Annotated in this window: 12 protein-coding genes and 1 other RNA gene; 11 read left to right on the top strand and 2 right to left on the bottom strand. The window is 60.2% G+C overall.

The genetic code is table 11. From position 1 onward, the window contains the following. From smc to ffs, 5 genes are all read left to right on the top strand, one after another. Nucleotides 1-3,489, top strand: a complete 3,489-nt coding sequence (gene smc, locus ACRC4F_RS20355) for a chromosome segregation protein SMC (RefSeq protein ID WP_438660951.1) — start codon at nucleotides 1-3, stop codon at nucleotides 3,487-3,489. A gap of 258 nt (nucleotides 3,490-3,747) precedes the next feature. After that, complete coding sequence (gene zipA, locus ACRC4F_RS20360) at nucleotides 3,748-4,602, top strand: cell division protein ZipA (RefSeq protein WP_438660952.1); 855 nt, start codon at nucleotides 3,748-3,750, stop codon at nucleotides 4,600-4,602. 125 nt (nucleotides 4,603-4,727) lie between these two features. Further along, on the top strand, nucleotides 4,728-7,085 hold the full coding sequence (ligA, locus tag ACRC4F_RS20365; RefSeq protein WP_438660953.1) for an NAD-dependent DNA ligase LigA: 2,358 nt from the start codon (nucleotides 4,728-4,730) through the stop codon (nucleotides 7,083-7,085). 227 nt (nucleotides 7,086-7,312) lie between these two features. Beyond that, the gene (locus ACRC4F_RS20370) at nucleotides 7,313-8,479 is read left to right on the top strand and encodes a zinc-binding metallopeptidase family protein (protein ID WP_438660954.1); all 1,167 of its coding nucleotides are present in this window, start codon (nucleotides 7,313-7,315) and stop codon (nucleotides 8,477-8,479) included. 303 nt (nucleotides 8,480-8,782) lie between these two features. After that, an RNA gene (gene ffs, locus ACRC4F_RS20375) (signal recognition particle sRNA small type) lies at nucleotides 8,783-8,879 on the top strand. 182 nt (nucleotides 8,880-9,061) lie between these two features. Here the strand turns inward: ffs and ACRC4F_RS20380 are convergent. Further along, a complete protein-coding gene (locus ACRC4F_RS20380) occupies nucleotides 9,062-9,376 on the bottom strand; it encodes a helix-turn-helix domain-containing protein (protein ID WP_438660955.1) in 315 nt (104 codons plus the stop codon). Between the two features lie 303 nt (nucleotides 9,377-9,679). Between ACRC4F_RS20380 and ACRC4F_RS20385 the strand changes: the two genes are divergently transcribed. Further along, the gene (locus tag ACRC4F_RS20385; RefSeq protein ID WP_438660956.1) at nucleotides 9,680-11,380 is read left to right on the top strand and encodes a putative bifunctional diguanylate cyclase/phosphodiesterase; all 1,701 of its coding nucleotides are present in this window, start codon (nucleotides 9,680-9,682) and stop codon (nucleotides 11,378-11,380) included. Nucleotides 11,381-11,524: 144 nt separating this feature from the next. Here ACRC4F_RS20385 and ACRC4F_RS20390 read toward each other — a convergent pair whose 3' ends face one another. Beyond that, complete coding sequence (locus ACRC4F_RS20390) at nucleotides 11,525-12,271, bottom strand: substrate-binding periplasmic protein (protein WP_438660957.1); 747 nt, start codon at nucleotides 12,269-12,271, stop codon at nucleotides 11,525-11,527. Nucleotides 12,272-12,415: 144 nt separating this feature from the next. On the opposite strand from ACRC4F_RS20390, the gene dnaX reads away from it, so the two are divergent. From dnaX to ACRC4F_RS20415, 5 genes are all read left to right on the top strand, one after another. Beyond that, nucleotides 12,416-14,491: a DNA polymerase III subunit gamma/tau gene (gene dnaX, locus ACRC4F_RS20395; protein ID WP_438660958.1), complete on the top strand. Its 2,076-nt coding sequence runs from the start codon at nucleotides 12,416-12,418 to the stop codon at nucleotides 14,489-14,491. Nucleotides 14,492-14,558: 67 nt separating this feature from the next. Continuing rightward, complete coding sequence (locus tag ACRC4F_RS20400; RefSeq protein ID WP_007933349.1) at nucleotides 14,559-14,897, top strand: YbaB/EbfC family nucleoid-associated protein; 339 nt, start codon at nucleotides 14,559-14,561, stop codon at nucleotides 14,895-14,897. Nucleotides 14,898-15,158: 261 nt separating this feature from the next. After that, entirely contained in the window at nucleotides 15,159-16,193 is a 1,035-nt protein-coding gene (locus ACRC4F_RS20405) for an NADP-dependent oxidoreductase (RefSeq protein ID WP_438660959.1), read from the top strand. 65 nt (nucleotides 16,194-16,258) lie between these two features. Beyond that, nucleotides 16,259-16,861, top strand: a complete 603-nt coding sequence (gene recR / locus ACRC4F_RS20410; RefSeq protein ID WP_438660960.1) for a recombination mediator RecR — start codon at nucleotides 16,259-16,261, stop codon at nucleotides 16,859-16,861. 184 nt (nucleotides 16,862-17,045) lie between these two features. Continuing rightward, a complete protein-coding gene (locus tag ACRC4F_RS20415; protein WP_438660961.1) occupies nucleotides 17,046-18,194 on the top strand; it encodes an acyl-CoA dehydrogenase family protein in 1,149 nt (382 codons plus the stop codon). Nucleotides 18,195-18,227 lie beyond the last annotated feature (33 nt).

Genomic DNA, 18,227 nt, shown 5'->3' on the forward strand with positions numbered 1-18,227 from the left:
GTGCGGCTCAAGTGCATAAAACTGGCCGGGTTCAAATCCTTCGTCGACCCGACCACGGTGAACTTCCCCAGCAACATGGCGGCGGTGGTCGGGCCCAATGGATGCGGCAAGTCGAACATCATCGACGCCGTTCGCTGGGTGATGGGCGAAAGTTCGGCGAAAAACCTCCGCGGCGAGTCGATGACCGACGTCATCTTCAACGGTTCTACCAGCCGTAAACCGGTGAGCCAGGCCAGCATCGAGCTGGTGTTCGATAACTCCGACGGCACCTTGCTCGGTGAATACGCCGCCTACGCGGAAATTTCCATTCGCCGCAAAGTGACTCGCGACAGCCAGACCACTTACTACCTCAACGGCACCAAATGCCGTCGTCGCGACATCACCGACATCTTTCTCGGCACCGGCCTGGGCCCGCGCAGCTATTCGATCATCGAGCAGGGCATGATCTCCAAGCTGATCGAGTCCAAGCCCGAAGACTTGCGCAACTTCATCGAAGAAGCCGCCGGCATTTCCAAGTACAAGGAGCGTCGGCGCGAGACCGAAAACCGCATCCGCCGCACCCACGAAAACCTGGCTCGCCTGACCGACCTGCGCGAAGAACTCGAGCGTCAGCTGGAGCGATTGCACCGTCAGGCCGAGGCGGCCAAGAAGTATCAGGAATACAAAGGCGAGGAGCGTCAGCTCAAGGCCCAGCTGTCGGCCCTGCGCTGGCAGGCATTGAACGAACAGGTCGGGCAGCGCGAAGCGGTCATCGGTAACCAGGAAGTCACCTTCGAAGCCTTGGTCGCTGAACAGCGCAACGCCGATGCCAGCATCGAACGCTTCCGTGACGGGCACCATGACCTGTCCGAACGCTTCAATCTGGTGCAGGGGCGCTTCTATTCGGTCGGCGGCGACATCGCCCGGGTCGAGCAGAGCATCCAGCACGGTCAGCAGCGCTTGCGCCAATTGCAGGACGATCTGAAAGAAGCCGAGCGCGCACGTCTGGAAACCGAATCGCACTTGGGTCACGACCGCACCTTGTTGCTGACCCTCGGCGAAGAGCTGGACATGCTCACGCCGGAGCAGGAAGTTACCAGCGCCGCCGCCGAGGAAGCCGCCGCCGCGCTGGAAGACTCCGAAACCACCATGCATGCCTGGCAGGAGCAGTGGGATACCTTCAATCTCACGGCCGCCGAGCCGCGCCGCCAATCCGAAGTTCAGCAGTCGCGGATTCAGCAACTCGAAACCAGCATGGAGCGTCTGGCCGATCGCCAGAAGCGCCTTGGCGAAGAGCGCGCGTTGCTCTCGGCGGACCCGGAAGACGCGGCGATCATGGAGCTCAGCGAGCAACTGGCCGCGAGCGAAGCGACCCTCGAAGATTTGCAGGCCAGCGAAGAAGCCCAGGTCGAACGCCTTGAGCAACTGCGTCAGGAACTGCAGTTGGCCCTGCAAAATCAACAGCAAGCCCAAGGCGATTTGCAGCGCCTCAATGGTCGCCTCGCGTCCCTCGAAGCCTTGCAGCAAGCCGCGCTCGATCCCGGCACCGGCACTGCCGAATGGCTGCGCGAACAACATTTGGCAGACCGTCCGCGTCTGGCCGAAGGACTGAAAGTTGAAGCGGGTTGGGAGCTGGCGGTGGAAACCGTGCTCGGCGCCGACCTGCAAGCGGTGCTCGTGGATGATTTCGGCGATTTCGATTTGGCCGGTTTCTCCCAGGGCGATTTACGTTTGCTCAGCCCGGCGAGCGATGGCGTGCGCGTGCCGGGCAGTCTGCTCGATAAAGTCGAGGCGCAGATTGACCTGTCGCCGTGGCTGGGACAGGTCAAACCGGTCGAAAGTCTCGAACAGGCCTTGGCCCTGCGCAGTCAGCTGGCCGCCAGCCAGAGTTTGATCAGTCGCGACGGTTACTGGGTTGGTCGGCACTTTTTACGCGTACGTCGGGCCAGTGAAGCGGAAAGCGGTGTGCTCGCTCGCGGTCAGGAAATCCAGCGGTTGAGCATCGAGCGCGAAGAGCGCGAAGCCACGGTCGAAACCCTGGAAACCCAACTTCAGAACCTCAGGGCGCAGCAGCGTCAACAGGAAAACGGTCGTGAACATTTGCGCCGTCTGCTGCAAGACGAAGCGCGTCAGCAAGGCGAATTGAAAGCCCAGTTGTCTGCCGGTAAAGCCAAGGTCGAGCAGCTGACGTTGCGCCGCACCCGCCTCGATGAAGAACTCACCGAGCTGGCCGAGCAACGTGCGCTGGAGCATGAAAATATCGGCGAAGCGCGCCTGCAATTGCAGGAAGCCCTCGACGCCATGGCGCTGGACACCGAGCAGCGTGAGTTGCTGCTGGCCCAGCGCGACAGCCTGCGCGAGCGACTTGATCGGGTGCGCCAGGAAGCCCGGCAACACAAGGATCACGCCCATCAGTTGGCGGTACGCCTCGGCTCGCTCAAGGCGCAACATGACTCGACGCGTCAGGCCCTAGAACGCCTGGAAATGCAGTCCGAGCGCCTGACCGAAAAACGCGAACAGCTGAGCCTCAATCTGGAGGAGGGCGAAGCGCCGCTGGAAGAATTGCGCCTCAAGCTCGAAGAGTTGCTCGACAAGCGCATGACCGTCGATGAAGAACTCAAGACCGCGCAGATCGCTTTGGAAGACGCTGACCGTGAATTGCGTGACGCGGAAAAACGTCGCAACCAGGCCGAGCAGCAATCGCAGTTGATTCGCGGACAGATGGAAACCCAGCGCATGGAATGGCAAGCCCTGACCGTGCGCCGCAAGACCCTTGAAGATCAGTTGCTGGAAGACGGCTACGACCTGCACGGCGTGCTCGGCACGCTGACAGCCGAAGCCAGCGAGAAGGACGCCGAGGAAGAACTCGAACGCATTGCCGCACGCATTCAGCGCCTGGGTGCGATCAACCTGGCGGCCATCGACGAATACACGCAACAATCCGAGCGTAAACGTTATCTGGATGCGCAGAACGACGATCTGGTGGAAGCGCTGGACACGCTTGAAAACGTGATTCGCAAGATCGACAAGGAAACCCGAAACCGTTTCAAAGATACCTTTGATCAGATCAATGGCGGTTTACAGGCGCTTTTCCCAAAAGTTTTCGGTGGAGGACGCGCGTATTTGGAACTGACGGGCGAAGATCTACTCGATACAGGGGTGACGATCATGGCGCAGCCGCCCGGAAAGAAGAACAGCACCATCCATTTGCTCTCCGGTGGCGAAAAAGCCCTGACTGCACTGGCCTTGGTATTTGCCATCTTCAAGTTGAATCCGGCGCCGTTCTGCATGCTCGATGAAGTGGATGCGCCATTGGATGACGCTAACGTTGGACGCTACGCGCGGCTGGTCAAGGAGATGTCGCAGACGGTGCAATTCATCTATATCACCCACAACAAAATCGCCATGGAAATGGCCGAGCAATTGATGGGTGTGACGATGCACGAACCGGGTTGTTCGCGTCTGGTGGCAGTGGATGTCGAGGAGGCGATGGCGATGGTGGAGGCCTGAGTCGGCGCTTGTGGGGCAAGTATTTTTAGTCTGTAGGACTTTTTTACCTGTCTTGACTTGCTGGCCAATCGACATATTCGCGCAAGCCATTGTGACAGACGGTGTAAAGTTGCCTTTGGTCGTGCTAGTTTAATGTCAATTTTTCGTATACGTGGGCAAAACGCCTGTCAGAACATAGAGTTGGCGCCACGTTTTAAAGCGGTTTGCGAGTTGTAAACCCCTTATTTTTCAGCATTTTTTATAGAGGCACGGGATTACATGGAAATCGGTCTGCGCGAGTGGCTGATCGTCATCGGCATTATTGTCATTGCCGGTATTCTTTTCGATGGCTGGCGCCGTATGCGCGGCGGCAAGGGAAAACTGAAATTCCGTCTTGACCGAAGTTTGTCCAATCTGCCGGACGAGGACACCAGCGCCGAGCTGTTGGGCCCGCCCCGCGTGCTGGATACTCATAAGGAACCGCAACTGGACGAGCACGATCTGCCGTCGGTGAGCATGCCTGCCCGTGAACCGCGTGAATCGGGTTCCAAGCGCGGCAAGCGTAGCCATGGCGAACCTTCACAGGGTGACATGAACCTCAGCCTTGACCTTGATGGCGGCCCGAGCTTCAGCAGCCGTGACGACGATTTCCCGGATGACACCAAGGCTTCGCCTTCGGTCAGCGACAAGGAACAACCGCAAGCCGAAGAAGTGCTGGTGATCAGCGTGATCTGCCGCGACGCTGCCGGCTTCAAAGGCCCGGCGCTGTTGCAGAACATTCTGGAAAGCGGTCTGCGTTTTGGCGAGATGGATATTTTCCACCGCCACGAAAGCATGGCCGGCAACGGTGAAGTCCTGTTCTCCATGGCCAATGCGGTCAAGCCGGGCATCTTCGATCTGGACGACATCGACCACTTCAGCACGCCGGCGGTGAGCTTCTTCCTCGGTCTGCCGGGTCCGCGTCATCCGAAGCAAGCCTTCGACGTGATGGTGGCCGCGGCGCGCAAGCTGTCCCAGGAGCTGAACGGCGAACTGAAAGACGACCAGCGCAGCGTGCTGACCGCCCAGACGATTGAACACTACCGTCAGCGCATCGTTGAATTCGAACGTCGCGCCCTGACCCAGAAGCGCTGATCTGTAGGAGCCAGGCTTGCCGGCGAAGGCGATCTCAAGTACGCCTTCGCCGGCAAGCCTGGCTCCTACAAAAATCTACAGATTGAGCAGCCTCGGCTGCTCTTTTGCTTTATGAGAGAACACCCATGACCGCCGCCAAAACCCGCATTCTAGAGCTGCGCGCTGAGCTGGATCAGCACAACTATCGCTACCACGTGCTGGACGAGCCGAGCATTCCGGACGTCGAGTACGACCGGTTGTTCCACGAGCTCAAGGCCCTCGAAGCGGCCAATCCGGACCTGATCACCAGCGACTCGCCGACCCAGCGTGTCGGCAGCGCGGCGCTGTCGGCGTTCACCCAGGTGCGCCACGAAGTGCCGATGCTCAGCCTCGGCAACGCCTTCGAAGAAACCGACATGCGCGAGTTCGATCGCCGGGTGACTGAAGGCCTCGACCTGCCGGCCGGCGACTTGTTTGGTGGCGGCGCGGCGGTTGAATACAGCTGCGAACCGAAGCTCGATGGCCTGGCGGTCAGCCTGCTGTATCAGGACGGCGTATTGGTACGCGGCGCGACGCGCGGCGACGGCACCACTGGCGAAGACATCAGCGTCAACGTGCGCACCGTGCGCAATATCCCGCTCAAGCTGCAAGGCACAGGCTGGCCGGCGACCCTGGAAGTGCGCGGCGAAGTGTTCATGTCCAAGGCCGGTTTCGAACGCCTGAACGCCACGCAACTGGAAGTCGGCGGCAAGACCTTCGCCAACCCGCGCAACGCCGCGGCGGGCAGCTTGCGCCAGCTCGATTCGAAGATCACCGCCAACCGTCCGCTGGAGTTTTGCTGCTACGGTATCGGCCAGATTTCGGCGGACATTGCCGACACGCACATTGGCAACCTGAAGCAGCTTCAAGGCTGGGGCATGCCGATCAGTCGTGAGCTGAAACTGGCGCGCGGCATCGATGAATGCCTGGATTACTACCGCGACATCGGTGAGCGCCGCAACGGGTTGGCCTATGAAATCGATGGCGTGGTGTTCAAGGTCAACAGCATCGCGTCCCAGCGAGAATTGGGGTTCCGTGCGCGCGAACCGCGCTGGGCGATTGCCCACAAATTCCCGGCCATGGAAGAGCTCACCGAACTGCTCGACGTGGAATTCCAGGTCGGCCGCACCGGCGCCGTGACGCCTGTGGCGCGCTTGAAACCGGTCAAGGTCGCGGGTGTCACCGTGGCCAATGCAACCTTGCACAACATGGACGAAGTGGCGCGTCTGGGCCTGATGATCGGCGACACGGTGATCATCCGTCGTGCGGGTGACGTGATTCCGCAAGTGGTGCAAGTGGTCCTGGAGCGACGTCCGGACGACGCGCGTGCGGTGCATATTCCCGAGAAGTGCCCGGTCTGCGGCTCGCATGTCGAGCGCACGCAACTGGTCAAGCGCAGCAAGGGGCGCGAGACCGTCAGCGAAGGTGCGGTGTATCGCTGCGTCGGTCGTCTGGCCTGCGGTGCGCAACTCAAGCAGGCGATCATTCACTTTGTGTCCCGTCGCGCCATGGACATTGAAGGCCTGGGCGACAAGAGCGTTGAGCAGTTGGTTGATGAAGGCCTGGTGAGTTCACCAGCCGACCTGTATGCCTTGAAGTTCGATGACATTGTCGATCTGGAAGGCTTTGCCGAGCTGTCGAGCAATAAGCTGCTCGCTGCGATCAAAGACAGCAAGACACCGAGCCTGGCGCGGTTCATCTACGCCCTCGGGATTCCCGACGTCGGCGAAGAGACGGCGAAGGTGCTGGCGCGTTCCCTCGGCTCGCTGGAGCGGGTCCAGCAGGCGTTGCCGCAAGTGCTCACGTACTTGCCGGATGTCGGCCTGGAAGTGGCTCACGAGATTCACAGTTTCTTTGAAGATGCGCATAACCAACAGGTGATTGCGGATCTGCTCAGGCACGGGATGCAGATTCAGGATCAGGGCGAGCTGGGGGCGGAGTTCGCCGCCAGCACCACGCTGGGCGGTTTCCTCGACAAGCTGCACATTCCCTCGGTCGGACCGGGCGGGGCGCAGAAGCTGGCGGACAGGTTCGGGTCGCTGGAAGCGGTGATGAATGCTGATTGGCTGGACATGCGTCAGGCACTGCCGGAGAAGCAGGCGAATTCGGTTCGTGAGTTTTTTGCAGTTGCAGATAATCGCCAGATTGCTGAGGCTGCCGAAAAGCAACTGCGCGATTTCGGCATGCATTGGCAGAGCGAGAAGAAAGTGGTCGAAGGCTTGCCGCTGGCTGGCCAGACCTGGGTGCTGACCGGTTCGCTGGAATTGATGAGCCGTGATGTCGCCAAGGACAAACTCGAAAGCCTCGGGGCCAAGGTGGCCGGTTCGGTGTCGGCCAAGACCCATTGCGTGGTCGCTGGGCCGGGGGCAGGTTCCAAATTGGCCAAGGCCAATGAACTGGGGCTGAAAGTGCTCGATGAAGAAGCGTTTGTCGCGTTTCTGAAAAAACACGGTATCCAGGCCTGAAACAACACCTGTGGCGAGGGGATTTATCCCCGTTCGGCGACGCAGTCGTCGCAAAATCGGCACGCGCGGTATGCCTGGTCCATCTGGGTTGCTTTGTTTTGGGGTTGCTTCGCAACCCAACGGGGATAAATCCCCTCACCACAAAAGCAATTCACACAGGTGTTCTCGTGGGAACGATCTTCGCGCAGCAATGATCTAGTCTTGGCAAGCCCCAGGGAGAGATCGTCATGTACCGCTTCTTCGAACAGCTCAGTTCGCGCATCGCCGCGCCCTTCATCGGCGAAAGTTCGCGCAACAGCAAGGTCTGGCATTGCCGCTGCGGGCAATCGCTGTTCTTTCGCAACAGCCAGTGCCTGGCCTGTTCGGCGGCGCTGGGTTATCAGCCGGAGCAGAGCCGCCTGTCCTCGCTGCAGCCAGGCTTGCAGGCGGACACTTGGCTGCTCGACGCCGATCCTGAAGCCGGTGTGTTCCGGCGCTGCGCCAATCTCGATTCTCCCGCCGCGTGTAATTGGTTGCTGCCGGCCAATGACCACGATGCGCTGTGCATCGCCTGTAGCCTGAATCGCACCATCCCGGACCTGTCGATTGCCGAAAACCACGAACGCTGGCGCAAGGTCGAAACTGCCAAGCGTCGTCTGGTCGCGCAGCTGGTCAGCCTGGGTTTGCAGGTGATTCCCAAAACGGTCGACGAAGATGTCGGCCTGGCGTTCGACTTCATTGGTGTCGACCTTGAAGGCAAGCCGCCGACCACGGGGCACGCCAACGGTCTGATCACCCTCGATATCAAGGAAGCCGACGACGCCCACCGCGAAAAGGTCCGGGTGCAGATGCACGAGCCTTATCGCACGCTGCTCGGGCATTTTCGGCATGAGGTCGGGCACTATTACTGGGACCGATTGATCGCCAACAGTCACTGGCTGGAACCGTTCCGCAGCCTGTTCGGCGATGAACGTTCCAGTTACGCCGACGCCCTCGAACGCCATTACCAGCAAGGCGCGCCGCTCGACTGGCAGCAACAATGCGTCAGCGCCTACGCCACCATGCATCCGTGGGAAGACTGGGCGGAAACCTGGGCGCATTACCTGCACATGATGGACGCGGTGGACACGGCGCTGGGGTTTGGCATGAGCGCGCGGGAAATGGATTTCGACTATCAGCCGTTTCCGTCCGAGACGCTCTACGATCCACAGCATCCCGGCGGCGCGGCGTTCCTGTCGTTCGTCAATGCGTGGATCGAACTGGCCGGCATGCTCAACGAGCTGTCGCGCAGCATGGGCCAGCCGGACTTCTATCCATTCGTCCTGCCCCCGGCGGTGATTGCCAAGCTGCACTTCATCCACCTGGTGATCCAGCAAGCGGGCGGCAGGGCGGATGAGGTGCTGCAAGACCTCTAATCCTGCACACGGCGCGTCCGTTTGTAGCAGCTGTCGAGCCTGCGAGGCTGCGTTCGGCTGCGCAGCAGTCGTAAAATCAGGCGGCGCGGTCTTTCAGGTAAATCGGTAGTCCCGAATTGACGACTGCTTCGCAGCCGAACGCAGCCTCGCAGGCTCGACAGCTGCTACGAACGGTGATGTTTCACGTCCTGTGCATGTCCTTGACCTGATTCATATTTTTAATCCGCTCGAACGGTTGTAACTTCGTCTCAGACAGGTACAATGGCGCGGCTCGCCGTCAGGTGAGCGTCGTTATGGTGACCCCATCGGTCCCCCCGCAACGATTACCCGTGAACCTGGTCAGATCCGGAAGGAAGCAGCCACAGCGGGAACATTGTGTGCCGGGGTGTGGCTGGTGGGGTTGCCTCCATAACGCACCGCGAGTCCTCTCTCGCGTTATCGGTTTAAAAATACAAATTTGTTGTGCTGCCATGGTGTTTGTTCCAGGCGGCGTTTTGTCGTTTCCGTTTTCAGAATGAACATACAAAAAGGAGGCCGATGTGTCGTATCAGACACGTCGGCCTCCTTTTTTCATTTTTGCCACTAAGGCTTGGACAAGGCCTGGTCAACCGCTGCAATCAGCTTTCCCAGATCCTTCGGGGTGGCTTTGTGAATGACGCCGAACAGATACGCCCGCTGCTCATCTTCATCGCCCAGATCCGCGAAAAAGGCTTTCAGCTTTACGTCCAGCACCTCGGCAAGCAGGAACAGGGCTTCGACGCTGGGGGTATAGGTTCCGGTTTCAAAGCGGCTGATGGTTTTGGGGTCAAAACCGGTTTTTTCGCCAAGTTCAGCCTGAGTAAGCCCCGCGACCTTGCGGTAGCGTCGGATGGCTGAACCCAAACTTGAAATTTGCATCGCTCAATTCCCATTTAGAATCAAGAACTTAACGATAGATTTTTGCATTAGACAACTGCATGATCCATCACCTTGCTTTGCAAAATGTGATGCGTTTCGTAGAATCGCCGCCAATAAGGGGTGTTTGGTGACCTGTTTCCAGAAAATGGGCGATGCGAAACCGCCAGCATTGCGCTCCCTCGCCGGCCTTGCACGAGGTTTTTGAGACTAGCCGATCTTCGGTTCTGCGAGGTCGTCAAATGCGGGTCATGGAGTGAAAACGTGTTTGCGCAGTCCCACCGCTAGCGACAGCGAGCCTGATTCATGGATGAGAAATACCGCAGGGCCGTGGATGCCGCCGCCATTTTTTCCGAGACCGACCTGAGCGGCCGGATTACCCACGTCAATGATCAGTTCTGCGCCGTGTCCGGTTATAGCCGCGAAGAGTTGCTCGGGCAGAACCATCGTCTCCTCAATTCCGGCGAGCACACCGCTGATTTTTTCGCCGGCATGTGGCGCACCATCGCACTGGGTAACGTCTGGAAGGGCGACATCTGTAATCGCGCCAAGGATGGAAGCCTGTACTGGGTCGCAAGCACCATGGTGCCGGTGCTCAATGACGCCACCGGACGGGTTGATCGATACCTGTCGATTCGTTTCGACATCAGCGAAAAACGCCAGATGTTGCATTCCCTGCAATGGCGGGTCGGCCATGACGTGCTAACCGGGCTACCCAATCGCGCGTTCCTCTCGGATCTGCTGGACCAGGCGCTGGAGTTCTCCCGGCAGGAAAACATTCCGCTCGCCGTGTGCATGCTCGACCTCGATGGGTTCAAAGCGGTCAACGACGGCTATGGGCATGCCAGTGGCGATCAGTTGCTGGTGGAAGTGGCCAAGCGTCTGCGCCAGATCGTGCGTGGCGAGGATGTGGTGGCGCGGTTGGCCGGCGACGAATTCGTGCTGGTGCTGCGTTATGTGCGGGACCTGCCGGAATTGCGCGCGGCGCTGAACCGGGTGCTGGGGGCGATTTCGGCGCCGTACACCTTGCATGGCAAGGACATCAATGTGTTCGCCAGCATCGGCGTCACGCTGTTTCCCCTCGATAATGAAGATGCCGAAACCCTGCTGAGGCACGCCGATCAGGCCATGTACGTGGCCAAGCAGCGCGGTCGCAACCGATTTCATCTGTTCGATGTGTCCAGGGATCAAGAGGTCAAGGCCACTCACCAGACGGTCGAGCGGGTGCGTCAGGCGTTGATCGCCGATGAGCTGCGTCTGCATTTCCAGCCCAAGGTCAACATGCGCCTTGGTGTGGTTGTGGGTTTCGAGGCGCTGTTGCGCTGGGAGCATCCGCAGAACGGCATGGTGCCGGCCCGGGATTTTTTGCCGCTGGTGGAAGAGACGGACCTGATCATCGACATCGGTGAATGGGTGATGGATCAGGTGTTGACGCAGTTGCATCGCTGGCAGCAGATGGGGCAGGGCTGGCCGATCAGCATTAATATCGCGGCACGGCATTTTCAGCGCGCGGATTTCGTCGAGCGGCTCAGGCACGTCCTCGCCCGGCATGCCGACGTTGCTCCGCAGATGCTCGACCTGGAAATCGTCGAATCGGTGGCGATCGAGAATATCCAGCACGTCAGCGCCTGTTTGCAGGCCTGTCAGGAACTTGGGGTGCAGTTTTCGCTGGGCGACTTCGGCACCGGCTATTCGTCGCTGAGCTACCTCAAGCGTTTGCGCACCCAAACCATCAAGATCGATAAATCGTTTGTGCGCGACATTCTTGATGATCGCGATGATCTGGCGCTGACCACGGCCGTAATCGGCCTGGCCCGAGCGTTTGGCCGGCAAGTGATTGCCGAAGGGCTGCAAAGTATCGAACACGGGGAGCTGTTGTTGCGACTGGGGTGCGACGTTGCCCAAGGCTATTTCATCGCCCGGCCGATGCCGCCCGCCGAGGTGCCGGATTGGGTCGCGGGGTTTGTCGCGCCGCCGCAATGGCAGGTGCTGGATCAGGTCGGCTGATGTCTTGAGATCACCGCTGGACCCCTGTGGGTGTGAGCCTGCTCGCAATAGCGATATGTCAGCCACCGTCAATGTTGACTGGCAGACCGCTATCGCGAGCAGGCTCGCTCCCACAGGTTCACAGGTTCAGTTCACAGGTTCAGTTCACGGGTTTCCGGGGCCGCCAATATAAAGCCGGATAATGTCATCAATCTCCCCCGACATTTTCATCCGCAGCAACGTGCGCAGTATGCGTTGCACCGGCACCTTGGGGTCGTTGCGCACGTAGCAGCCGACGGTCTGTTCCTGCAGCACCGCCACGCCTTTGAGTTGCTGGCCGGGCAGCAGCCGCTGATTGAACCAGTCCAGCGTCCATTGATTGCTCACGGCGTAGCGATAGCGCCCGGCAGAAAGTTTTTCGAGGACTTGTTCCTGGTTGCGCGCGTCTTCGCGGTGCAGTCGGTTCGCCTCGAACAGGGGTTGCAGCGTCGGGTAACTGTAGCCATTTACCGTGCCGACAGCTTGTGGCTGCAGGTTCGCCAGCACCATTGAGGTCGACGGATTCTGCCGGCTGATCAGCATGTCGCGCTGAAACCATAGCGGAATGCTCCAGATGTAGTCACCGGACTGATTCGGCAGCCAGGACTGCGCGGCATAGCAGCGGACATCGACCTCGCCGTGTTCCATGGCGTTTTGCACCCGCGCCCGTGGCAGCACATGGAATTCGGCTGGCACGCCGACCTGGGTTGCGAGGCTGAGCATCACGTCAAACAGGATGCCCTGTGTCACGTGCCCGCGTTCCAGTTGCACCATCGGCATCGCCCAGCTGTCGGGCACCACAAAGCGCAGCGGCGCTTCGGCGGCGGCGACATTCAGACTTATCCACAGCAGTGCCCCCAAGGCTAAACGCATAAACGCTCCGGTACATCGCAAACCTGAGCCGATAAAAGCCCCCCAAAGTGCATCTTAGCCAGATTAGACGAGCGCACCGGATGCAATTTTGGCCTTGCTCCGCTAGCATTAGCCGCTTCTGTTCCTTCGTTGCGACGGTTTTCGATGAGTTATCAGGTTCTTGCACGTAAGTGGCGTCCGCGCTCGTTCCGCGAAATGGTCGGCCAGACCCATGTGCTCAAGGCTCTGATCAATGCCTTGGACAGCCAGCGGCTGCACCACGCCTACCTGTTCACCGGTACGCGCGGTGTGGGCAAGACCACCATCGCGCGGATCATCGCCAAATGCCTGAATTGTGAAACAGGTATCACTTCGACGCCTTGTGGCGAGTGTTCGGTGTGCCGCGAAATCGATGAGGGCCGCTTTGTCGACCTGATCGAGATCGACGCCGCGAGCCGGACCAAGGTCGAGGACACCCGCGAGCTCCTCGATAACGTGCAATACGCGCCGAGCCGTGGGCGCTTCAAGGTCTACCTGATCGACGAAGTGCACATGCTCTCCAGCCATTCTTTCAATGCGCTGTTGAAAACCCTTGAAGAGCCGCCGCCCTACGTCAAGTTCATCCTGGCGACGACCGACCCTCAGAAACTTCCTGCAACCATTCTTTCCCGGTGCCTGCAGTTCTCCCTGAAGAACATGACCCCGGAACGCGTGGTCGAGCATTTGACCCACGTGCTGGGCGTCGAGAACGTGCCGTTCGAAGACGATGCACTGTGGCTGCTGGGCCGCGCCGCCGACGGCTCGATGCGTGACGCCATGAGCCTCACCGACCAGGCCATTGCCTTCGGTGAAGGCAAGGTCATGGCCGCCGACGTGCGCGCAATGCTCGGCACGCTTGATCATGGTCAGGTCTACGACGTTCTGCATGCGCTGATCGAAGGCGACGCCAAGGCGTTGCTCGAAGCCGTCCGCCATCTGGCAGAACAAGGCCCGGACTGGAACGGCGTACTCTCGGAAATTCTCAACGTGTTGCACCGTGTCGCCATCGCACAGGCCTTGCCTGAAGGTGTCGACAACGGTCACGGCGACCGCGATCGGGTGCTGGCACTGGCTCAAGCCTTGCCGGCCGAAGACGTGCAGTTCTATTACCAGATGGGTCTGATCGGCCGCCGCGACTTGCCGCTGGCGCCGGACCCTCGTGGTGGCTTTGAAATGGTCTTGCTGCGAATGCTCGCGTTCCGACCGGCAGACACTGCGGACGCCCCGAGGCAACCGCTAAAGCCAGTGGGGATCAGCCAGGCCACAGTTGATTCCGCAAATTCAGTGGCTGCCGCGCCGGTTGTGGCGCCGGTAGTCACTGTGGCAGTTGCACCCGTTGCGCCGGCGCCAGAGCCGGTCGCTGCACCCGCTCCAGAACCTGAACCCGTTGCGCCCGTCGTCGTGACCAAGCCGGTGGTTGTTCCTGTCGCGATCGAAGCGGTGGTCGACTTGCCGTGGAATGACCCGGTCGAGCCCGAACCCGTCCAGCAACCCGCCGTCGAGCCGGTCCTGGAAACGGCCAGCGAACAACCCGATCTGCCGCCCATGCCATTGCCGACGCCTGACAGCGTGGTGCCGGACGCGCCGGAGTGGGCCGCAGCGCCGATCCCGGAGCCGTCAGTGGCTGAAGTCGACGCCGCCACCCCGGGCGTGGACCTGGATGACGAGCCGCCGCTGGACGAAGATTACATCGAGCCCGACATGGATTCGGCTTACAGCTACCTCGATGAACTGGCCAGCGAGCACACCGCCGAGCCCGCGCCGGAAGCCGAGCCTGAGCCGGCCGCCATGCCAGCCACCGGTTTGGCCCTGCAGTGGCTGGAGCTGTTCCCGAAACTGCCGATCTCCGGCATGACCGGGAGCATCGCCGCCAACTGCACCCTGATCGCCGTCGATGGCGACAACTGGCTGATGCACCTGGACCCGGCCCACAGCGCCTTGTTCAACGCGACCCAGCAACGGCGTCTCAACGATGCGCTGAACCAGTTTCACGGGCGTACGCTGACCCTGAGCATGGAGCTGATCAAGCCCGAGCAGGAAACCCCGGCCCAGGCCGCGTCCCGTCGTCGTGCGAACCGTCAGCGCGAGGCCGAGGAATCGATCCACGGTGATCCGTTCATCCAGCAAATGATGCAACAGTTCGGTGCGGTGGTCCGCAACGATACTATTGAACCTGTCGAAGCCCTGGTCAGTCAGGGCTAATAACTGAAGGCGTTTGGCCCTGCGGGCCGAGCGCTGTTTAAATCCAAGTACTTTTGAGGTGATTCCCATGATGAAAGGTGGCATGGCCGGCCTGATGAAGCAGGCGCAGCAGATGCAGGAAAAAATGGCCAAGATGCAGGAAGAACTGGCCAACGCCGAAGTCACCGGTAAAGCCGGCGGCGATATGGTTACCGTGGTGATGACCGGTCGTCACGACGTCAAGCGCGTGACCATCGACCCAAGCCTGGTTGAAGGCCTGAGCGAGGATGATAAAGAGATGCTGGAGGCCGTGTTCGCCGCTGCCGTCAACGACGCCGTGCGCAAGATCGAAGCCAACAGCCAGGACAAAATGGGCAGCATGACCGCTGGCATGCAACTGCCACCGGGTATGAAACTGCCATTCTGATTCGCCAAAGCGCGTCGGATGAGCTACAAAAAAATGCCAGGCATCGTTCCTGGCATTTTTGTTTTTGACTGTTGGAAAAGTGGGGCCTTTGAGGCAGCCATCGCGGGCAAGCCCGCTCCCACATTGGAATGCGATCCCCTGTGGGAGCGAGCCTGCTCGCGATGAAGTCACCCCGGTCCGCCTGAAGAAACATCGAACGCCATACCACCACAAAGGTCTGCTCCCTATACCATCGAATTCAACATTCAAGGAGACGCTGACATGTCTGATCCACTGACCCTCAACCAACGCATCGTCCTGGCGTCCCGCCCCACAGGCGCGCCGACCCCGGAGAATTTCCGCCTGGAAAGGGAAGCGCTACCCGACCTTGTCGACGGCCAGGTCCTGCTCAAGACTCAATACCTGTCGCTGGACCCCTACATGCGCGGTCGCATGAGTGATGCGCCGTCCTACGCCGCACCGGTGGAAATCGGTGAGGTGATGACCGGTGGCGCTGTCAGCCGTGTCGAGCGCTCGCTGAACCCGAAATTCCACGAAGGCGATCTGGTGGTGGGCGCCACCGGTTGGCAGAGCCACAGCATCAGCGATGGCCGCAACATCATCCCGGTGCCGAGCGGTTTGCCGACCCCATCCATGGCCCTGGGTGTGTTGGGCATGCCGGGCATGACCGCCTACATGGGCCTGATGGACATCGGCCAGCCCAACGCCGGTGAAACCCTGGTAGTTGCGGCTGCCTCGGGCGCGGTGGGTTCGGTGGTTGGCCAGGTGGCGAAGATCAAAGGCCTGCGTGTGGTTGGCGTGGCGGGCGGTGCGGAAAAATGCCGCTACGTGATTGAGGAATTGGGATTCGATGCCTGCGTCGACCACAAGAGCCCGAACTTCGCCGATGAGCTGGCGCAGGCATGTCCCGAGGGTATCGATATTTACTACGAGAACGTCGGCGGCAAGGTGTTCGACGCGGTGGTGCCGCTGCTCAATGCCAAAGCGCGCATTCCACTTTGTGGCCTTATCGCTTCCTATAACGCCAGCGAAGCACCGACCGGCCCGGATCGCTTGCCGCAATTGCAGCGCACTTTGCTGACCAAACGGGTACGCATCCAGGGCTTTATCGTGTTCGACGACTACGGTGATCGTCAGCCGGAGTTCGTCAGCGCCATGGCGCCATGGGTGCGAGACGGCAAGGTCAAATTTCGCGAAGACGTGGTCGATGGTCTGGAGAATGCACCCGAGGCCTTCATCGGTCTGCTGGAAGGACGCAACTTCGGCAAACTGGTGGTAAGGGTCGCTCAGGACTGAATAATTGACGCTAAACAGAGGCGCGGGTATAAACCGCGTCTCGTTGTTATGTCGGACGTTTCCCCATGAGCTTCAGCCCTTTGATTCGCCAACTGATCGATGCCCTGCGAATTTTGCCGGGGGTCGGTCAGAAAACTGCCCAGCGCATGGCGCTGCAACTGCTTGAGCGTGATCGCAGCGGTGGTTCGCGACTGGCTTCGGCACTGAGCCAGGCCATGGAAGGGGTGGGCCATTGCCGGTTATGCCGCACGCTGACCGAAGACGATCTTTGCCCGCAATGTGCCGATACTCGCCGTGACGACACCTTGCTCTGCGTGGTGGAAGGTCCGATGGACGTCTATGCCGTGGAGCAGACCGGTTTCCGCGGTCGCTACTTTGTGCTCAAGGGTCATCTCTCGCCGCTCGACGGGCTGGGGCCTGAGGCCATCGGTATTCCGCAGCTGCTGGCGCGGATCGAAGAGGCGGACACGTTTACTGAAGTCATCCTGGCCACTAACCCGACCGTGGAAGGTGAGGCGACGGCGCATTACATCGCCCAGTTGCTGAGCAATAAAGGCCTGGTTGCTTCGCGTATTGCCCACGGTGTGCCGTTGGGAGGCGAGCTGGAGCTGGTGGACGGCGGTACGTTGGCGCATTCGTTTGCGGGGCGCAAGCCGATAGCCTTGTAGTGACTGAGCGGGCCCCATCGCGAGCAGGCTCGCTCCCACACTGGATTTGCGGTTATCACAAATCCCCCTGTAGGAGCGAGCCTGCTCGCGATGCGGGCAACGCGGTCCATCTGATTCACACAATTCTATTGAAAACCAAGCAAGCGCTCGGTTAACTTCGCTGAACCTTCAGTGGAGCTCGCCGATGCCTGCCTTTCAGGAATACTTCGATCCCAGCCACCAATTGGTCCGCGACAGCGTCAGACGTTTCGTCGAGCGCGAGATTCTTCCGGACATTGATCAGTGGGAAGAAGCTGAAAGCTTTCCCCGTGAGCTCTACCTCAAGGCCGGTGCGGCGGGAATCCTGGGGATCGGTTATCCCGAATCCCTGGGCGGCAGCCACGAAGGTGATGTGTTCGCCAAGGTCGCGGCCAGCGAGGAGCTGATGCGCTGCGGCTCCGGCGGGCTGGTGGCCGGCCTTGGTTCACTGGACATTGGCCTGCCGCCGATTCTCAAGTGGGCCAGGCCGGAAGTGCGTGATCGTGTCGTGCCGCAAGTGCTGGCCGGCGAGAAAATCAGCGCGCTGGCCGTCACCGAACCCAGCGGCGGCTCCGATGTGGCCAACCTGCAAACCCGCGCAGTGCGTGACGGCGACTTCTACCGGGTCAGCGGCAGCAAAACCTTTATCACCAGTGGCGTCCGCGCCGATTTCTACACCGTTGCGGTGCGAACTGGCGAGCCGGGTTTCGGCGGCATCAGTCTGCTGCTGATCGAAAAGGGCACGCCCGGTTTCACCGTCGGCCGTCAGTTGAAGAAAATGGGTTGGTGGGCGTCGGACACGGCCGAGCTGTTCTTCGATGACTGCCGGGTGCCTGTGGGAAATCTGATCGGCGTCGAGAACATGGGTTTCGCCTGCATCATGGGCAACTTCCAGAGCGAACGCCTGGCGTTGGCGTTGATGGCCAACATGACGGCGCAGCTGGCGCTGGAGGAAGGCCTGAAATGGGCGCGTCAGCGCGAAGCCTTTGGCAAACCCATCGGCAAGTTTCAGGTGCTCAAACATCGCCTTGCGGAAATGGCCACGGCGTTGGAGGTGTCACGGGAGTTCACTTACCGACAGGCGGCGAAAATGGCGGCGGGACAGAGCGTGATCAAGGAGATTTCCATGGCCAAGAATTTTGCGACCGACACGGCTGACCGGATCACGACAGATGCGGTGCAGATTCTCGGTGGCCTCGGGTATATGCGCGAGAGTCTGGTGGAGCGGCTGTATCGGGATAACCGGATTCTGTCGATCGGCGGCGGGACGCGGGAAGTGATGAACGAAATTATCAGCAAGCAGATGGGGCTTTAGTGGGTGGTGTGGCTGCTGGCCTCATCGCGAGCA

The organism is Pseudomonas sp., assembly GCF_051660785.1.
Taxonomy (GTDB): Bacteria; Pseudomonadota; Gammaproteobacteria; order Pseudomonadales; family Pseudomonadaceae; genus Aquipseudomonas.